Below are 15,866 nucleotides of genomic sequence, written 5' to 3'. Positions count from 1 at the left end.
CCCTGTTTCCCTTTGATTTCAGACATACGGACGATACAGCTTTAAGCAATGGGGGACCGCGCAGCGAGCCGTCCCTGCGACAACGAGTACGGGAAGACATGGCCGAGCCGGTATCGAAATGGGAACAGCGGCGCGCCTTCGCCGTGCATCTTCTGACGGCCAGCGGTGCCTTCTGGGCCTTTCTGTCGATCATTGCCGCCGCCGACCACCGCTGGGTGGCGATGTTCGGCTGGCTGGGCTTCGCCCTCTTCGTCGACGCCATCGACGGCCCGATGGCGCGCAAGGTCGATATTTTGCGCGTGCTGCCGAACTGGTCGGGCGACGTGCTCGACCAGATCATCGATTACGCGACCTATGTGATCATCCCGGCCTTCGCGCTCTATGAGTCGGGCATGATCAGTGGCCCCCTGTCCTTCGTGGCGGCCGGCATGATCGTCATCTCCAGCGCGATCTACTATGCCGACACGCGGATGAAGACGACCGACTATTTCTTCCGTGGCTTTCCGGTCGCCTGGAACATGGTGGTGTTCACCTTCTTCGCCGTGCAGCCGAGCGAGATCACCGCCTTCGCCTTCGTCGCGTTCTGCTCGATCGCCACCTTCCTGCCGATCAAGTTCCTTCACCCCGTCCGGGTGAAGCGGCTGCGCCCGCTCAATCTCGCGATCGTGGCGCTCTGGTCGGTCTTCGGGCTCCTCGCCCTCTACTACAGCTTCGACCTGCCCGGTTGGGCGAAGGCCGGCATCCTGGCGACGGGGCTCTATCTCTTTTCGATCGGTGCCGTCGTCCAGGTCGTCGACTGGCTCGGCGGCCGCAAGCAAGCCAAACTGGGAGATGCCGAATGACGAAAGCGATGGTGGTACACGCCTTCGGAGGCCCTGAGGTCCTGTCCTGGGAGGAGCGCGATATCGGCCAGCCAGGCCCGGGCGAGATCCTCGTCGAGCAGGCGGCCGCCGGCGTCAACTTCATCGACGTCTACTTCCGCACCGGCCTCTACAAGCCGGCCTCCATGCCCTTCGTCCTCGGCAAGGAGGGCGCCGGGACGGTGGTGGCCCTCGGCGAGGGCGTAACCTCGGTCGCCGTCGGCGATCGCGTCGCCTATAGCGGGGCGAATGGCAGCTATGCCGAGCGGCTGGTCATCGACGCCGACGAGGTGGTCAAGCTTCCCGAGGCGATCGCCTCGGAAACGGCCGCCGCCGTGATGCTGAAGGGGATGACGGCGGAATATCTGCTGCGACGGACGTTTCCGGTCGGGCCGGGCACCGTCATGCTGTTCCATGCCGCCGCCGGCGGCGTCGGCCTGATTGCGGGACAGTGGGCAAAACATCTCGGCGCCACCGTCATCGGCACGGCCGGATCGGCGGAGAAATGCGCGCTCGCGCTCGAGCACGGCTACGATCACATGATCAACTACCGCGAGGAGGATTTCGTCGCGCGCGTGCTGGAGATCACCGACGGTAAGAAGTGCGACGTCGTCTATGATTCGGTCGGCAAGGATACGTTCCCGAAGAGCCTCGACTGCCTGAAGCGACGGGGTCTCTGGGCCACCTTCGGCCAGTCCTCGGGGAAGCTGCCGGACATCGACCTGTCGATCCTCAACCAGAAGGGCTCGCTGTTCGCCACGCGGCCGAGCCTCTTCGGCTATGTCAGCAACCGGGAAGAGCGCGAAGAGTCGGCCGGCGCCCTGTTCGACGTCATCGCCTCGGGCGCGGTGAAGGTGCGGATCGACCAGACCTATCCTCTGGCGGACGCCGCCGAGGCGCATCGCGACCTCGAAGCGCGCAAGACCACGGGCGCGACAATCCTCACGGTGTGAGATGCGCCCCGTCGCAATGCGGTGACGAAGGCCGCCAAAACAAAAAGGCCCGCCGCTCCAGGAGCGACGGGCCTTTTTCAATCGGGCGACCAGAGCTTAATGCTGGAGGCGTCCCCGCTGGACGGCGTACTCGATCTCGCTACGGCTGATGCCGATGTCGGAGAGTTCGCGGTCGTCCATGCGCGACAGGTGGCTGGCGACCTTGCGGTGGGCCTGGTAGGCGCGGAAGCGCTTGGCGATCTGGGAAAACATGTAACGGTCCATTCCAATGTTGTGACCGTCAGATAGGCTTTGTCCCTGCCCAAAAGAAGTGCATCTGGCGCACAGAAGATATGCACGTAGTGCATATTGTGACAGTGAGGTGACGGTCAGGATGCCTGACTGGCACCCCCGATGTGCCGCGCCGTGACGGGCGCGCTCAGTCCGCGCCGTGCGCCTTCCCCAGCGTATCCGCCATTTCGGCGCCGCGGGTCCCCATCGGGCGCGGCTGATGGACTGTCGTGTCGACCGCGGTCTGGTGCTCCAGCTCGGCGTTGAGCTCGGCCCCGATCAGGACCAGGATGGTCGAGATCCAGATCCAGGTCATGAAGCCGATCGCCGCCCCGAGCGAACCATAGGTCTCGTCGTAATTGCCGAAATTCGTGACGTACCAGGAAAAGGCGAGCGAGAAACCGAGCCACAGTACCGCGGCGAGAATCGCGCCCCAGGACAGCCAGCGCCATTTCGCACCAGTCCGGCTGGGACCGACGCGGTAGATCAGCGTCAGGCCGAGAACGGCGACCACGAGCATGGCTGGCCAGCGCAGGAGCAGCAGCCAGGCTTCCAGGCCGCCGAGGCCGACGAACTTCAGGGCGATGGGAAGGACGACGATGGCCCCGAGCGTCAGCAGCACGAAGACGAGAGAGCCGAGCGTGAAGGCCAGTGAAATGAGCGTCAGGCGCACGAAGCTGCGTTTCTCCTTCTCCTCATAGACGATGTTCAGCGCATCGAAGAGGGTCTTCATGCCGGCATTGGCGCTCCACAAGGCGAGGCCGAGGCCGAACAAGAGTCCGAGGCCGAGAGCCCCGTCGCCTTGGCCGGCGACACGGGCCATCTGCTCGCTGACGATGTCGACGGCACCGCCCGGCAACACGCCCGAAAGCGCCCGGATCTGCTCGGTGAGACCGGCAGTATCGGTGAACAGTCCGTAGATGGAGATGAGCGCGGTGATCGCCGGAAAAAGCGCCAGGAGGACGTAGAAGGTGACACCGGCCGCGACGAGCATCAGCCGGTCCTCGGAGAACTCCCGGAACACGCGCAGGAGGATATCTTTCCATCCCTGGGCGGGCATGGCGGAGGGCGTGTCGGCCGTCCGCCCTCGTCCGGGGTCGGCGACGGGCGCCGCCACATCGCTTTTCCTTCCGCGCCAGGACGCCTCGTCGCTTTCCTCTCGCGCGCCGTCGCGGCTGCGCCCGGCCATGAAGCCGAGCAGCGTCAGCGCTGCGCCGGAGGCCAGACCCAGGGCGAGGTCGGAGGCGAAGGGTCTGCTCCGTCGTTGCAGCTGCCGCATCGTGTCGTTCTCCCTGTTCAGGCTAGCGTCCGCCGCGCAGGACGGCGGCCTCTGCACCGCATTGTGCGATGTCGCCCGGCGCCCCAGCTGGCGCCGTCTCGGGCGGCAGGATCAGTTGGCGCCGGCATTGGGGGCCGGCTCTTCGGTCGAAATCGCGTCCGTGGTCCGTCCCGGAAGTTCCGGCGATCCGTCAGCATGGTCGATGGTGATCTTGATTGGCCCCGGCTGAAACGGCCCGAAGGGCGTGGCGAAGGCGATCTCCGCCGCGTCGCGGCCGACGCCGATGCGCACCAGCCCGTCGAGATTGGCCTGCCGCGTGGCGTCGAACAGCCACCAGCGGCCGTCAAGATAGGCCTCGAACACGGCGTGGAAGTCGCGGGGCTCTAGCCCATAGGCATAGCAGCTGACGAAGCGGGCCGGGATGTTCAGGGCCCGGCAGAAAGCCGTGCCGAGATGGGCGAAGTCGCGGCAGACGCCGGCGCGCAGGATCAGACTCTCGTCGGCGGTGGTCTGCGAATCGGAAGAGCCGGGCTGGTAGTCGAGATTGTCATAGATCCAGTTGCAGATCGCCGTCACCCGGTTATGGCCCTTCGGCAACTGCCCGAACTCCTTCTGCGCGAAGGCGCTCAGCCGGTCCGACGAGACGAATCGCGAGGGCAGGAGGAAGGGCATGATGTCGAGCGGCAGGGCTTCGAGCGGCGTCTCCCTGATCGTGTCGGGATCGGCGCGGAACACGTCGAGCGTCACCTCCGCCTCGTATTTCACCTGCAGCGGCCCGGCCTCGGCGGACAGCGCGAAATAGCGGTTGTGGATGTCCGGTACGACATAGCTGCGGCGGGAATGATCGGGCGTGATCGTCAGGTGCTCGGTAAGATCGCGATGGCGCTGGAGCTTCGCCACTTCCAGATTGAAGATGAAGACGGTCGGTCCCTGAACCTCATAGGAAAGCTCGCATCCCAGTTTGTAGCGCACGCCCATATTTCCTCGTTCCCCATCGCGCGGAAGCTCGCCGCTCATCGGCGAATCCCGGCTTCGACCGCCCAGTGCCCGACAGCCTCGTCGACCGCGAAGTCCCCAGCAAGGTGCGGTCCATGACGCCCGGACAATCGTCGCCGGCAGGAAGGGTTCCACGCTGTCGGTTCCCGCCATGATGGCGGCCCATCACGATCGATCGGCGGGGTGGACCGGGCAGGGTGGCGGATCGCCCGGAGAGAGCTTAGGTGAGGCGTCTCGACCCGGAGACAGACGATGACTCTTCAGACGGCCGACCTGATCCCGCCCAGCGACAGCCTGCACTGGCCGACGCGACACAGCCCGATTCTCGACTGGCTGGTGAATGGTACGCGCGACGAGCGGTTCATCGACAACATCTTCGCCGGGCTCTGCGAGCGGCTGCGCGCCGAAGGCGTGAGCATTGCACGCGCGACACTCGCCTTCACCATCCAGCATCCGCAATGGCTGGGTGCGCGGATCCTGTGGCGGAAGGATCAGCCGGACTGCGAGATCGACCTGTTCGACCATGGCGTCCTCGTCACCCCGCAATACATCGACAGTCCCGTCAGCGAGATCGACAACGGGGCCGACGAAGTCCGGCAGCGGCTGGACCTGCCGGCCGGGCATGCCTTCCCGCATTCGATCTTCGACGACCTCGCCGCCGAGGGTCTGACGGACTACGTCGCCTGGCCGATCCTGCACACCGGCGGCAAGCGCCATGTGGTGAGCTTCGCGACCGACCGCCCCGGCGGCTTCGAGGACAGCGAACTGCGCTGCCTCGCCGATCTCTTGCCCGTCCTCGCCCTCGTCAGCGAAATCCGGGTGAAGAACCGGCTAGCCCGCACGCTTCTGGAAACCTATGTCGGCCCGCACGCCAGCGAGCTCATCCTGGCCGGCGCGACGCGGCGCGGCAGCGGCGTGACGGTGGGCGCCGCCATCCTGATCTGCGACCTGCGCGACTTCACCACCATCTCGGAACTCTGGCCGCGCGACCATGTCATCGACCTGCTCAACGGCTATTTCGACGCCATGTCGGAGCCGATCGAGCGCAATGGCGGCGAGATCCTGAAATTCGTCGGAGACGGCCTGCTCGCCATCTTTCCGCTCAGCAATCCCGATGCCTGCGCTGCCCTTCTGCGATCGGTTTCCGAGGCGCAGGCGGCGATGGTCGCGGTCAATGCGGAGCATGCCCGGCTGGGGCACGACGCGCTCGGCTATGGCATCGGCATCCATGTCGGCGACGTCATGTACGGCAATATCGGCTCGCAAAAGCGGCTCGACTTCACCGTCATCGGTCCGGCCGTCAATGTCGCATCGCGGCTGGAGACGCTGACGAAGGAGGTGAAGCGTCCTGTTCTGGTCTCGCGCGCCTTCGCCGAAATGGCGGGACAGATGGATGCCATGGACCCTGTCGGCTTCCACCCGCTGAAGGGCCTCGGCGAGCCCCTCGAGGTCTTTGCCCTGCGGATGCCTTAGCTTCCCGCCCGTCGGCCCGAGCGGCGGGCTGCCGCCGGGCCGAGACGATCGACCGTCATCGGCAGAAACAGAACCGCTGGCCCCCGTCGTCGCGACGAAGGCCAGCGTCGGTGCAAGGCAGAAGCCTGGGCCGACTACTCAGGATGATGGTGGGCTTTGCCCTCGGCGCCGTCCGCCGGCGCTTTTGCGCCGATCTTGTCGACCGCGAGTTCGACCTCGACCCGGCCGGCCCTTTCGAAGACGAGGGCCAGCGGCACCTTTTCGCCCTCGACCAGCGGCCGGGTCAGCCCGGTCAGCATCAGGTGATAGCCACCCGGCTCGAGCGCGACCGTGCCGCCGGCGGGGATTTCCAGGCCGCCTTCGACGGCGCCCATCTTCATGATGCCGTCGACGACAGACATCTGGTGGACCTCGACCTTCGCCGCGACCGGCGAGCTCGCGCCGACCAGCCGGTCGGCGTCCGCACCCTCGTTGGTCAGGCCGAGATAGCCCGCGCCGGTCTTGGCGCCGGGCGGCGTCGCGCGGCTCCAGGGATGGGCGATTTCGATCGCGCCGACCTTGTATTCGTGGGCGAGGGCGCCCGACGGCGCAACGGCCACGGTAAGGCCGACAAGGGCGACGGCGCCGAACAGACCATGGAGAGCAGACAGACGACGGTAAGACGGGAAGGGGGACATGATGGGCCTCTCTGGGCGGACGCGGGCAGGCGCTGATGGCACTGCGGAGGGCATCCTGGACTGACGATGGCGATTCCAGCGCGCAGCGCCGGACGGTGTCAGGCCGAAAGCGGCGGTCCTCGGGCCTGTCGCGGCGTCTCCACGGCCCCGGCGCCGACATCCTCATAGAGGACGAACGGCACGGAGCGGACCAGCCTCTGGCGAAGAAGGGTGGAGACGAGCGGCGGCGTCGCCAAAGCGCCCCCGGCCATCGAGCATCCCAGGGTACAGCAGTCGTGCTGGCCGGCGTGCTGGTCGCGGTCGCCGGTTCCCTCGCGGCTCTCGTCGCTAAGACTCGTGCAGATGACGTTGCCGAACTGGTCGCGGGGCATGGGGCTGGCGCTCGCGCCCATCGAAACCGAGACCAGCAGCATCTGGACGACGAACAGAAGGGCGGCGAGCTTGGCCGTCCATCGATTCGAGCCCGTGCGCAAGGTCTTCACGTTCGCTGTCTCCGTTCGCGTGACCAGCCGATAGCACGGCACCTAGTGCGAGGGAATGGCGCACCAGGACACCCCGATCGGCGGCATGGTCGCCGAACAGGCGCGGCGGGGGCCGGCGCCGTGCCGAGGCTTCGAGATGGCGGTTGCATCGCGTCTCCGGCTTGACCGGCAGCGGTGGCTTGGCTCATCACTGCCGCGAAAGGCAGAACCTACCGTGGCCCCGGGGCCGCCTCGTGGTCTGCACAGCGGGAGCGCCGGGATGGCACGGAAGATTCGGGATGCGAGCTGGCTGGAGAATGCGGCCGACGAAGCCGAGCCGGCAGAACCGTGCTGGTTGTGCGGTCGGCCGCTGGGCAAGACCGTCGACCGCTTCCACCCGATCCCCAAGAGCCGGGGCGGCCGCGACACCGTGCCCGTTCATCCGATCTGCCGCGAGACCATCGACGCGAATTTCTCGGCGAGCGAACTCGTCCGCCATGCGGAAGGGGGCATTGCGCTGACCGACAATGAGACGGTCGCTCGCTTCGTCAAATGGGTCGCCAACAAGCCCGCCGACTTTCATTCCGCGACGAAGGCAGGGCGCTAGGTCCGGGCGGGCAGGCGCGTATCCTGTTGGCATGGCCTCCGCGCGCAGGGCCTCGCTGGACCAAGGTCATCGAGGCCTGCGCTGTTTTCTTGCCTGACGCACCGAAGCCATCTTTGCCGGCGATCACCAAAGCCTGACGTCGTTTGGGATCGGCCGGGCAAGGAGGGCAGGGTGATGGAAGCAAAGGATCGGACAGACGCGTCGCTGGCCAGACGGGCCGTGCAATCGCGGGCCGGCCGCATGGCGATCAAGACGGCCGGCTGGCTGGTGGCAATCCCGGCTTTGTGCGCGCTGGTCGTCATCGGCGGCGCCGCGCCGATCTACCTCCTCCTTCCCGAGGCAAGCCCGGTCGCCCGCGACGCACCGCCGCCGGAGACAATGCAGACCGCGTCCATCCTGCCATCACCCGAAGCCACGGCCACCGACGATCCTCCCGCCGACGCGCCACCGCAGGAGATCGGCGACGCAGCAAGCCCGGCCACCGTGGCCCCGCCGCCGGAAGAGATGGATGAAGCGCTGCCGCCGGAGGAGACGGCGGAGTCGCTAGCGCCGGTGGAGCTGCCGCCGGAGGAAACTGCCGAGTCGCTGCCGCCGGTGGAGACGGCCGAGTCACCGCCGCCGGCGGAGGCGACCGACAATGCCGCGCCCGAGGCGAAGGATGCGGGCGAGGCGCAAGCGCTCGCCGTCACCGTCGTTCCGACGGCGCGGCCGCCCCGCCAGACGAGAGAACCGGGCGCGTCGGCCGAGGTCCGCGAAACAGCCGACCCTTCATCAGCGAGCCGCAAGACGCCAGCAGCGGCGCCCCGTCCGCCGGAGGGCCGGCAAGCCAGCCGGTCGGTGAAACGTTTCGTCACCATCCGGCCCGTCCCCCTGCGTTCGGGACCCGGCGGCCGCGAGGTGGCGATGCTCGGGCGCGGCGCCGAGGTCCTGGGCGGCCCATGCGACGATTGGTGCGAGGTCAGTTCGGGCGGCGTGACGGGCTGGATCCACCCGTCCTTCCTCAGCGCCTCGGCGCCGCGGGCGCCGAGCCAGCGGTCCGTGGCGCGCACGGCCGACCCCTATGACGACGAGATGCGCCTCGACGACCGCCGCCGCGATCGACGCCGCCGCGACGACGCGCCCGGCTGGTGGCTCGACGACGAGCAGCCGATCGAGATCTACGACGGCAGACGCTAAGCCCCTGCGCTCGCGGCACCGAAGCGGGTGCCCGCTGGCATGCTTGAAGCCGCAGGTGCCGGCGCCGAGGATATATCCCATCCGCACGGCGGCGAGGCCGGTCTGGCCGATCCGGCCGACTGTCGGCTCGGATGGTTTTTCGCGTCGCGCCCTCGGCCGAGGCTGTCGACGGACTCGGGCCGAGGACGACATGCCGGCCAACCCGGTCTGCTTGATCAGGAGGGGACCGGCATTCACTCGCCGCCGGCGCCGGCAGGGCGCTTTCGGCGAATCCACCGTCCTGAAAGAACGCGCCCCGACACGCTGAATGTGAGGATTGCCTGTCGCACATTTTTGAAGCAAGTGTTTGTGAGAAAATGACATAATCAGGGCTCGATAGCGATGGACAGTGCTTGGGTCGGGGTGCAAGGCGGAACCGCCACCCTCGAGGGAATTCTCGGCACTTGCGGGCGCGCTGGGCACGAAGTGCTGGGGTTCGACTGGTCAACGACCTCGCTCGGCGCCATGGAGACCTGGTCGCAGAGCCTCGTCACGACCGTCGCCCTGACCCTCTCGTCGCGCCAACCCATGTGCATGTGGTGGGGACACGAGCTCTACAACTTCCATAACGATGCCTATTCCACGATGCTCGGCAAGCGGGCTCCCGGTGCCATTGGCCGGCCGGCGCGGTTCTTGTGGGACGATGTCTGGGACGACATCCTTCCCCTGATCCGGCAGGCGCTGTCGGGCGAAGCGGTGTGGCGGGAAGATCTGCCGCTGGTGATGACGCGAAACGGCTATAACGAGGAGACCTGGTTCACCTTCTCCTACAGCCCTGTCCGCGATGATGCCGGGCGGGTGGTCGGAATGTTGAACACGGTGACGGAGACGACGCAGAGCGTCCTCGACCGGCAGGCGCTGGTGAAAGCGAACGCTGACCTCGCCGTCGAAGTCGAGCGGACCCGGGAGGCGCTGGAGCACCGAATCGAGACGGACAAGCGCAATCGCGTCCTCCAGCGCGAGCTGACCCACCGGATGAAGAATACACTCGCCATGGTGCAGGCGGTCGTTTCCCAGAGCATCCGCCACTCCGCATCTCTCGACGACGCCATGCGCGTGGTGTCGGAGCGGATCGGGGCGCTGTCGAAGGCGCAGGATATCCTGACGAAGAACAGCTGGGAGACGACGGATATCCGGGAGGTCGTGTCTGCCGCAATCATGCCGCATGTCGATGTCGCCGATCGCTTTCGCATATCGGGTCCCGACCTCTACCTGACGGCGCAGCAGAGCCTCGGTCTGGCGCTGGCGATCCATGAACTGGGGACGAACGCCGCGAAATACGGCGCGCTGTCGGACGGCGCAGGCCGGGTGGAAATCTCGTGGACCCTGGCCGCAGAGGGGGACTTCCTCTTCAGCTGGCGCGAATGCGACGGACCGGAAGTCGAGCCTCCTTCGCGGAGAGGCTTTGGCTCCCGCCTCGTGGAGAGGATCGTCGGCAGCTATTTCAGCGGGAGAGGGGAGCTCAGCTATGAAGCCGAAGGGGTTCTGTTCACGCTGACGGGCCGGATCGAATGAACGATTTGGGCTCCGAGAGCTTTAGACAATTCCGCTTCTCGACGCGCTAGGTTATCAGCACGGCATGGCACAAGCCTTTGATCCATCGACATTCGCCGTTCTCGTCGTGGAGGACGATCCTCTGCTTCTGCTGGACGCGGTGGACATGGTCGAACAGGCGGGCTTCGTGGCCTACGAAGCCCGCAACGCAGAGGAAGCGATCCGCCTGCTCGAGCGTCATCCCGACATCCGACTGCTCTTCACCGATGTCGAAATGCCCGGCGAAATGGACGGACTAAAGCTCGCCCAGGCGGTTCGGGACCGCTGGCCCCCGGTCTGGATCATCGTGGTTTCGGGGCATGGCGCCGTCACGCTGGCGGACGTGCCGCCAGGCGGCCAGTTCTTCACCAAGCCCTACGCCCACGACGCCATTATTTCCGCCATGAAGATCTACGCGTCTTCCATGCCGCTCTGAGCAGGACCCGAGGCTGACGGAAACTGCCGCGGCACGTGAGCTCTCCGGTCCAATGGCGCCGGCTCCCACGGCATGCTCGCAGACGGCCCAACCGCCGCCTTGGGGCCCGGCAGCGACCGGATGATCGCAGCGACCTTCGGCGGTGGTTTTCCAAGCGATCGTCGGCGACCGCTTGGCCGAGCCTTTGTCGTTGCAGTCACACTCTCCGATTACAAAGCCTCGACTCTCGGCCGCCACAGCACCGGCAACAGGCCGATCTGTGGAAGGCGGAGCCATTGCCGGGAAAGGATCAAGCTCAAGGCGTCGTCGAAGCGCCGTCCGCCATCGACAGGCGTGTGTTCGGTATGGAGAGCTCCGCCAAGGAGGTCTGCACAGACGACCTCGTCGCCGGTGCTTCCAGATCTCAAGCGGCCCGTCGTTCGTCGAACGGGGTCGCGATTTATGAGCCCTCGGCGAAGCGGCAGGGTCCCGGAGACGATCCACGTCCGACGGACAGCCTGCAGGACCGGGTGACGGCGCAAGGGATATCGAGTCGAGGGGGCCCGAAACGAACCGCATTGGCCGAGACGCCGGGCAACCACGCCATGGTCGTCTTCCACCGACGATCGACCAGCCCGACGGCGATGTCGGACGACGATGCGGGGAGAGGCCCGGCACAAAGCAGCGCCCATACACCCCAATCCAAAAGTTGCATAAGATAGATTATGGAACCATATGGATGCAAAGGGGCTGCTGCGGAGCGACTGGCCTTAGTGGCCCGCCGGTCTGCGACATGTCTCCCCTGATGGCTGTTGGTGGATGGGCGGTCCGGTCACCGTCGCGTTTCGATCCGACCGAATTGCCTGTCTTTGGTCGCGAAGCCCTCGGCGAGAACGACATGAGCCGGCAAAGCCAACGTCACCGGCGAAATTGTCCAGCGACATGGACGGATATCACGGCCTTGGGATGTCACTTCCTCTGTACGCCCGCCTGCTTCGGCCCAGATGAAAGGCATGGCGTCGACCGATGCGGCGACGCGTTCTGGGGAGTGTCGTGATGACCCATATCCCGCATGCCATCGATACGCGCCGTCACAGCCAGCGTCCGGTCGTCAGACGCATCGGGCTCGAACAGGTCGGAGCAGCCTTTCGCAAGGGCCTCGACGATTTTCGCCAAAAACCCTCGCACTATGTCTTCCTGTGCCTCGTCTATCCGCTGATGGGGATCGTCATCGGCCTGTGGACGTCCGGCAACAAGGCGCTGCCGTCGCTGTTTCCGCTGGTTGGCGGATTCGCGCTGCTCGGGCCGATCGCCGCGCTCGGACTCTACGAGATCAGCCGGCGCCGCGAGCGCGGGCTGGACACCGGGTGGCGCCATGTCTTCGCGGTGTTCCGCTCGCCGTCGATCCTGTCGATCGCGGCGCTGGGCGTGGTGTTGATGGCGATCTTCATCATGTGGCTGTTCAGCGCCCAGGCGCTGTTCGACTGGGCCTTCGCCGGAGAAAATCCGCAGTCCTTTCGGGCGTTTGCCGCCGATCTCTTCGGCACGGCACGCGGCTGGACCCTGATCGTCGCCGGCAATCTTCTGGGGTTGGCGTTGCGCTGGTCACGCTGAGCATCAGCGTCGTCTCGTTTCCGCTGCTGCTCGATCGCCCGGTGGGTCTCGTCACCGCCGTCGAAACCTCGCTGCGGGTTTTCGCGAGCAACCCCAAGCCCGTCCTCTGCTGGGGGCTGATCGTCGGGGCGTCGCTGTTTGTCGGATCGATTCCGCTGTTTGCCGGACTGGCGGTGGCGGTGCCGATCCTCGGCCATGCCACCTGGCACTTCTACCGGGCGTGCGTCGCGCCCGGGGCGCCGTCACGGCTTTCCTGAGCGATCTCGACCGTGATCCCGGTCTGGCTCGGATCAGTCGACCGGAAATTCGAGACGAAGGCCGTCATGGCCGGGGCGCACCTGCGCCGGCAGGGCCGCGCAGAGCGTCGCGTAGTCGAGTGGCGTGTGCATGTGCGTCAGCGTTGCCCGTCCGACTTTCAGCCGCGCAATCCAGTCGAGCGCCTGGTCGAGCGAGAGATGGCTGGGATGCGGGCGGTACTGCAGCGCATCGATGACGATGTGCTCCGCGCCCTCGATGGCTTCCACGGCCGCCGGCGGAAAATCGCTGACATCGGTGCAATAGGCCAGCGGGCCTATACGAAAGCCGAGCGAGTGGATCGAGCCGTGAACCTGCCGGAAGGCGCGGATGCTCAAGGGCCCGCCAGGGCCATCGACGGCGAAGACCTCATTCGGTTCGATCGGGACGTGGCGCACGATGGGCCGATAGTCGCTGCCCGTCGGCGTCCGGTAGCAGTAGCCGAACGCCTCCAGAAGCCGCGCATGCGTGGCGGCATCGGAGTGGACGGGGATGAGCGCCTTGGAGTCCTGATTGTAGCCGCGCAGGTCGTCCAGGCCGTGGATGTGGTCGGCGTGGGGATGGGTGATGAGCACGGCGTCCAGGCGGGAAACCTGGGCGGCGAGCATCTGGAGGCGGAAGTCCGGGCCGCAGTCGATCACCACGGTCGTCGTGCCCTCGCCCGATACCCGCTCGATCAGCGCCGAGCTGCGGCTGCGCCGGTTGCGCGGCTCTGCGGGGTCACAGGCGCCCCAGTCGCCGGTGATGCGCGGCGTGCCCGGCGACGAACCGCAGCCGAGGATCGTCAGGCGCAGCGTGTCGCTCACGCGACAGGTCTCGGGTCCGGCACCTTTCCGAACAGCTTGAAGAAGTTGTCGGAGGTGGCCGCGGCGATGGTCTCGAGGTCGACGCCCTTGACCTCGGCCAGAACGGCGGCGGTCTCGCGCGTGAAGGCCGGCTCGTTGCGCCGCCCGCGATGCGGCGGCGGCGCGAGATAGGGCGCGTCGGTCTCGACCAGAAGGCGTTCCATCGGCACCTCGGCGGCGATGGCGCGCAGTTCGGTCGAGCCCTTGAAGGCGAGAATGCCGGAGAACGAGACGTGGCCGCCAAGCGCGACCCCGGTCCGGGCGAGCGCGGCGCCGGACGAGAAGCAGTGCAGAATGAAAGGGAAGGCGCCCTTCCCCGTCTCGTCCTTGAGGATCGCCGCCATGTCCTCGTCCGCCTGGCGCGAATGGATGACCAGCGGCAGGCCGGTCTCCCGCGACGCTGCGATGTGCCGGCGGAACACGGCCGCCTGCAGATCGTGCGGCGCGCGGTCGTGGAAATAGTCGAGCCCGGCCTCGCCGATGGCGACGATCTTCGGATGGGCGGACAGGCGAACCAGCTCTGCGGTCGTGACGTCAGGCTCCTCGGCGGCATTGACCGGGTGCGTGCCGACCGAGGCATAGACGGGCGCATGCGCTTGCGTGAGGGCCGTCAGCCCGTCGATCTTCGCGACGCGCGTGGAGATCGTCACCATCAGCCGCACGCCGGCAGCCGCGGCGCGGGCGATCAGCGCATCGTGCTCGCCCTCGAATTCCGGAAAATCGAGGTGGCAGTGGCTGTCGACGATGAAAAGTCCCGCCATCAGGCGACGTCCGGTTCCACATAGCGCGGAAACACGCCCTCGGGTGCCGGCAGCGGACGGCCCGAAACGAGGGTCGCCTCCGGCACCAGTTCGTTGAACGTCCGCTCGTCCGCGCCGACGCCGAGGAGATCCAGCATCTTCGCCATCGAGCCGGGCATGACCGGCTGCAGCAGGATCGACACGCGCCGCAGGATCTCGGCGGTGACGTAGAGCACCGTCGCCATCCGATCCGGATCGCTCTTGCGTAGGGCCCAGGGCTCCTGGCCGGCGAAATAGCGATTGGCATCGGCGACGACGCCGATGATCGGCGCCAGCATGTGGTGCATCTCCTGCCGGTCGATGGCGTCGCGGGCCGTCTGCAGCAGGCCGGCGGCGGCCGCCAGGATCGTCTCGTCGGCCTCGCTGTAGGCGCCGGGCGTCGGCACGCTCGCCGCGCAATGCTTGGCGATCATCGACAGCGACCGCTGGGCGAGATTGCCGAGATCGTTCGCCAGTTCCGAATTGGTCCGGTTGACGATCGCCTCGTGCGAATAATTGCCGTCCTGGCCGAAGGGCACTTCGCGCAGGAAGAAATAGCGGAACGGGTCGAGCCCGTAGGCCTCGATCAGCGCGAACGGGTCGACGACGTTGCCGACCGACTTCGACATCTTCTCTCCGCGGTTGAAGACGAAGCCATGGGCGAAGACGCGCTTGGGCAGCGGCAGACCCGCCGACATCAGGAAGGCCGGCCAGTAGACGGTGTGGAAGCGCACGATGTCCTTGCCGATGACGTGGAGATCGGCGGGCCAGAAGGCGCTTTTGTCCCCCTCCTCCGGAAAGCCCGTCGCCGTCAGATAGTTTGTCAGGGCGTCGACCCAGACATACATCACGTGCTTCTCGTCGCCCGGCACCGGAATGCCCCAGTCGAAGGTCGTGCGCGAGACCGAGAGGTCGCGCAGGCCCGACTTGACGAAGGACACGACCTCGTTGCGACGCTCGGAAGGACCGATGAAGTCGGGATGGCTGTCGTAATGCGCCAGCAGGCGGTCCTGGAAGGCGGAGAGGCGGAAGAAGTAGCTCTCCTCCTCCACCCAGGTCACCGGCGAGCCTTGCGGCCCGTAGCGCTTGCCGTCGTCGCGGAGCGTCGTCTCGTCCTCGGCGTAATAGGCTTCGTCGCGCACCGAGTACCAGCCGGAATAGGCATCCTTGTAGATGTCGCCGGCGTCCTGCATGCGCTTCCAGATCGCCTGGCTGGCGATCTTGTGGCGCGGTTCGCTGGTGCGGATGAAATCGTCGTTCGAGCCGCCGAGCGCCTTGGCCATGCGCTGGAACTCGGCCGCATTGCGGTCGGCCAGCGCCTCGACCTCGATGCCCTCGGCCCGGGCCGTCTGCAGCATCTTCATGCCGTGCTCGTCGGTGCCGGTCAGAAACAGCACGTCGTAGCCGTCGAGCCGCTTGAAGCGCGCCACGACATCGGTCGCGATCAGTTCATAGGCATGGCCGATATGCGGCTTGCCATTGGGATAGGAGATCGCGGTGGTCAGATAATAGCGTTCGGCCATCGGGCTTTCTTGCGAGTCGCGTGCAGGGCGTTGCATCCCGCCGACATAGGGCATTCCGGCCCCCGCCTCAAT

General features: G+C 66.6%; 15 protein-coding genes and 1 pseudogene. 8 read left to right on the top strand and 8 right to left on the bottom strand.

All coding sequences use genetic code 11. From position 1 onward, the window contains the following. Positions 1-98 precede the first annotated feature (98 nt). Both pcsA and IEX88_RS14775 read left to right on the top strand, forming a co-directional pair. Positions 99-842, top strand: coding sequence for a phosphatidylcholine synthase (pcsA, locus tag IEX88_RS14780; protein ID WP_188852018.1), 744 nt, complete (start codon positions 99-101; stop codon positions 840-842). Then, the gene (locus tag IEX88_RS14775; protein ID WP_188852016.1) at positions 839-1,813 is read left to right on the top strand and encodes a quinone oxidoreductase family protein; all 975 of its coding nucleotides are present in this window, start codon (positions 839-841) and stop codon (positions 1,811-1,813) included. The genes pcsA and IEX88_RS14775 overlap by 4 nt, the downstream gene beginning before the upstream one ends. Before the next feature lie 96 nt (positions 1,814-1,909). Here IEX88_RS14775 and IEX88_RS14770 read toward each other — a convergent pair whose 3' ends face one another. The 3 genes from IEX88_RS14770 to IEX88_RS14760 form a co-directional block, all read right to left on the bottom strand. After that, a complete protein-coding gene (locus IEX88_RS14770) occupies positions 1,910-2,065 on the bottom strand; it encodes a DUF1127 domain-containing protein (RefSeq protein WP_188852014.1) in 156 nt (51 codons plus the stop codon). A 166-nt stretch (positions 2,066-2,231) separates the two neighbouring features. Further along, complete coding sequence (locus tag IEX88_RS14765; RefSeq protein WP_188852012.1) at positions 2,232-3,362, bottom strand: YihY/virulence factor BrkB family protein; 1,131 nt, start codon at positions 3,360-3,362, stop codon at positions 2,232-2,234. Positions 3,363-3,473: 111 nt separating this feature from the next. Next, the gene (locus tag IEX88_RS14760; protein ID WP_188852009.1) at positions 3,474-4,334 is read right to left on the bottom strand and encodes a transglutaminase-like domain-containing protein; all 861 of its coding nucleotides are present in this window, start codon (positions 4,332-4,334) and stop codon (positions 3,474-3,476) included. A gap of 276 nt (positions 4,335-4,610) precedes the next feature. Here IEX88_RS14760 and IEX88_RS14755 point away from each other — a divergent pair, with 276 nt between their 5' ends. Next, positions 4,611-5,831 (top strand): adenylate/guanylate cyclase domain-containing protein, encoded by a 1,221-nt coding sequence (locus IEX88_RS14755; RefSeq protein WP_188852007.1) that lies wholly within the window; start codon positions 4,611-4,613, stop codon positions 5,829-5,831. 134 nt (positions 5,832-5,965) lie between these two features. Here IEX88_RS14755 and IEX88_RS14750 read toward each other — a convergent pair whose 3' ends face one another. Next, positions 5,966-6,508 (bottom strand): copper chaperone PCu(A)C, encoded by a 543-nt coding sequence (locus IEX88_RS14750; protein WP_188852005.1) that lies wholly within the window; start codon positions 6,506-6,508, stop codon positions 5,966-5,968. 98 nt (positions 6,509-6,606) lie between these two features. Then, on the bottom strand, positions 6,607-6,990 hold the full coding sequence (locus IEX88_RS14745) for a DUF2946 domain-containing protein (RefSeq protein ID WP_188852003.1): 384 nt from the start codon (positions 6,988-6,990) through the stop codon (positions 6,607-6,609). A 259-nt stretch (positions 6,991-7,249) separates the two neighbouring features. Between IEX88_RS14745 and IEX88_RS14740 the strand changes: the two genes are divergently transcribed. The 5 genes and pseudogenes from IEX88_RS14740 (at position 7,250) to IEX88_RS14720 (ending at position 12,610) form a co-directional block, all read left to right on the top strand. Next, positions 7,250-7,576, top strand: coding sequence for a hypothetical protein (locus tag IEX88_RS14740; RefSeq protein ID WP_188852000.1), 327 nt, complete (start codon positions 7,250-7,252; stop codon positions 7,574-7,576). Between the two features lie 174 nt (positions 7,577-7,750). Continuing rightward, the gene (locus IEX88_RS14735) at positions 7,751-8,752 is read left to right on the top strand and encodes an SH3 domain-containing protein (RefSeq protein ID WP_188851998.1); all 1,002 of its coding nucleotides are present in this window, start codon (positions 7,751-7,753) and stop codon (positions 8,750-8,752) included. Positions 8,753-9,133: 381 nt separating this feature from the next. Beyond that, positions 9,134-10,306, top strand: coding sequence for a sensor histidine kinase (locus IEX88_RS14730; protein ID WP_244640205.1), 1,173 nt, complete (start codon positions 9,134-9,136; stop codon positions 10,304-10,306). A 64-nt stretch (positions 10,307-10,370) separates the two neighbouring features. Continuing rightward, positions 10,371-10,760, top strand: coding sequence for a response regulator (locus IEX88_RS14725; protein ID WP_188851995.1), 390 nt, complete (start codon positions 10,371-10,373; stop codon positions 10,758-10,760). A 1,035-nt stretch (positions 10,761-11,795) separates the two neighbouring features. Further along, a pseudogene (locus IEX88_RS14720) lies at positions 11,796-12,610 on the top strand (DUF2189 domain-containing protein). A gap of 33 nt (positions 12,611-12,643) precedes the next feature. On the opposite strand, the gene IEX88_RS14715 reads toward IEX88_RS14720, so the two are convergent. From IEX88_RS14715 to metG, 3 genes are read right to left on the bottom strand one after another with little or no spacing between them, the layout of a single operon-like run. Further along, positions 12,644-13,453 (bottom strand): MBL fold metallo-hydrolase, encoded by an 810-nt coding sequence (locus tag IEX88_RS14715; protein WP_188851993.1) that lies wholly within the window; start codon positions 13,451-13,453, stop codon positions 12,644-12,646. Further along, positions 13,450-14,253, bottom strand: coding sequence for a TatD family hydrolase (locus IEX88_RS14710; RefSeq protein WP_188851991.1), 804 nt, complete (start codon positions 14,251-14,253; stop codon positions 13,450-13,452). The genes IEX88_RS14715 and IEX88_RS14710 overlap by 4 nt, the downstream gene beginning before the upstream one ends. Further along, a complete protein-coding gene (gene metG / locus IEX88_RS14705; protein ID WP_188851988.1) occupies positions 14,253-15,794 on the bottom strand; it encodes a methionine--tRNA ligase in 1,542 nt (513 codons plus the stop codon). The genes IEX88_RS14710 and metG overlap by 1 nt, the downstream gene beginning before the upstream one ends. Positions 15,795-15,866: the final 72 nt, after the last annotated feature.

Source organism: Aureimonas glaciei (genome assembly GCF_014643375.1).
GTDB lineage: Bacteria > Pseudomonadota > Alphaproteobacteria > Rhizobiales > Rhizobiaceae > Plantimonas > Plantimonas glaciei.
This window is presented reverse-complemented; position numbering and strand designations above follow the sequence as displayed.

Bases quoted from the DNA above. Each gene is read 5' to 3' on its own strand.
- pcsA (WP_188852018.1), top strand. From the start codon at position 99: ATGGCCGAGCCGGTATCGAAATGGGAACAGCGGCGCGCCTTCGCCGTG.
- IEX88_RS14775 (WP_188852016.1), top strand. From the start codon at position 839: ATGACGAAAGCGATGGTGGTACACGCCTTCGGAGGCCCTGAGGTCCTG.
- IEX88_RS14770 (WP_188852014.1), bottom strand. From the start codon at position 2,065: ATGTTTTCCCAGATCGCCAAGCGCTTCCGCGCCTACCAGGCCCACCGC.
- IEX88_RS14765 (WP_188852012.1), bottom strand. From the start codon at position 3,362: ATGCGGCAGCTGCAACGACGGAGCAGACCCTTCGCCTCCGACCTCGCC.
- IEX88_RS14755 (WP_188852007.1), top strand. From the start codon at position 4,611: ATGACTCTTCAGACGGCCGACCTGATCCCGCCCAGCGACAGCCTGCAC.
- IEX88_RS14750 (WP_188852005.1), bottom strand. From the start codon at position 6,508: ATGTCCCCCTTCCCGTCTTACCGTCGTCTGTCTGCTCTCCATGGTCTG.
- IEX88_RS14740 (WP_188852000.1), top strand. From the start codon at position 7,250: ATGGCACGGAAGATTCGGGATGCGAGCTGGCTGGAGAATGCGGCCGAC.
- IEX88_RS14735 (WP_188851998.1), top strand. From the start codon at position 7,751: ATGGAAGCAAAGGATCGGACAGACGCGTCGCTGGCCAGACGGGCCGTG.
- IEX88_RS14730 (WP_244640205.1), top strand. From the start codon at position 9,134: ATGGACAGTGCTTGGGTCGGGGTGCAAGGCGGAACCGCCACCCTCGAG.
- IEX88_RS14725 (WP_188851995.1), top strand. From the start codon at position 10,371: ATGGCACAAGCCTTTGATCCATCGACATTCGCCGTTCTCGTCGTGGAG.
- IEX88_RS14710 (WP_188851991.1), bottom strand. From the start codon at position 14,253: ATGGCGGGACTTTTCATCGTCGACAGCCACTGCCACCTCGATTTTCCG.
- metG (WP_188851988.1), bottom strand. From the start codon at position 15,794: ATGGCCGAACGCTATTATCTGACCACCGCGATCTCCTATCCCAATGGC.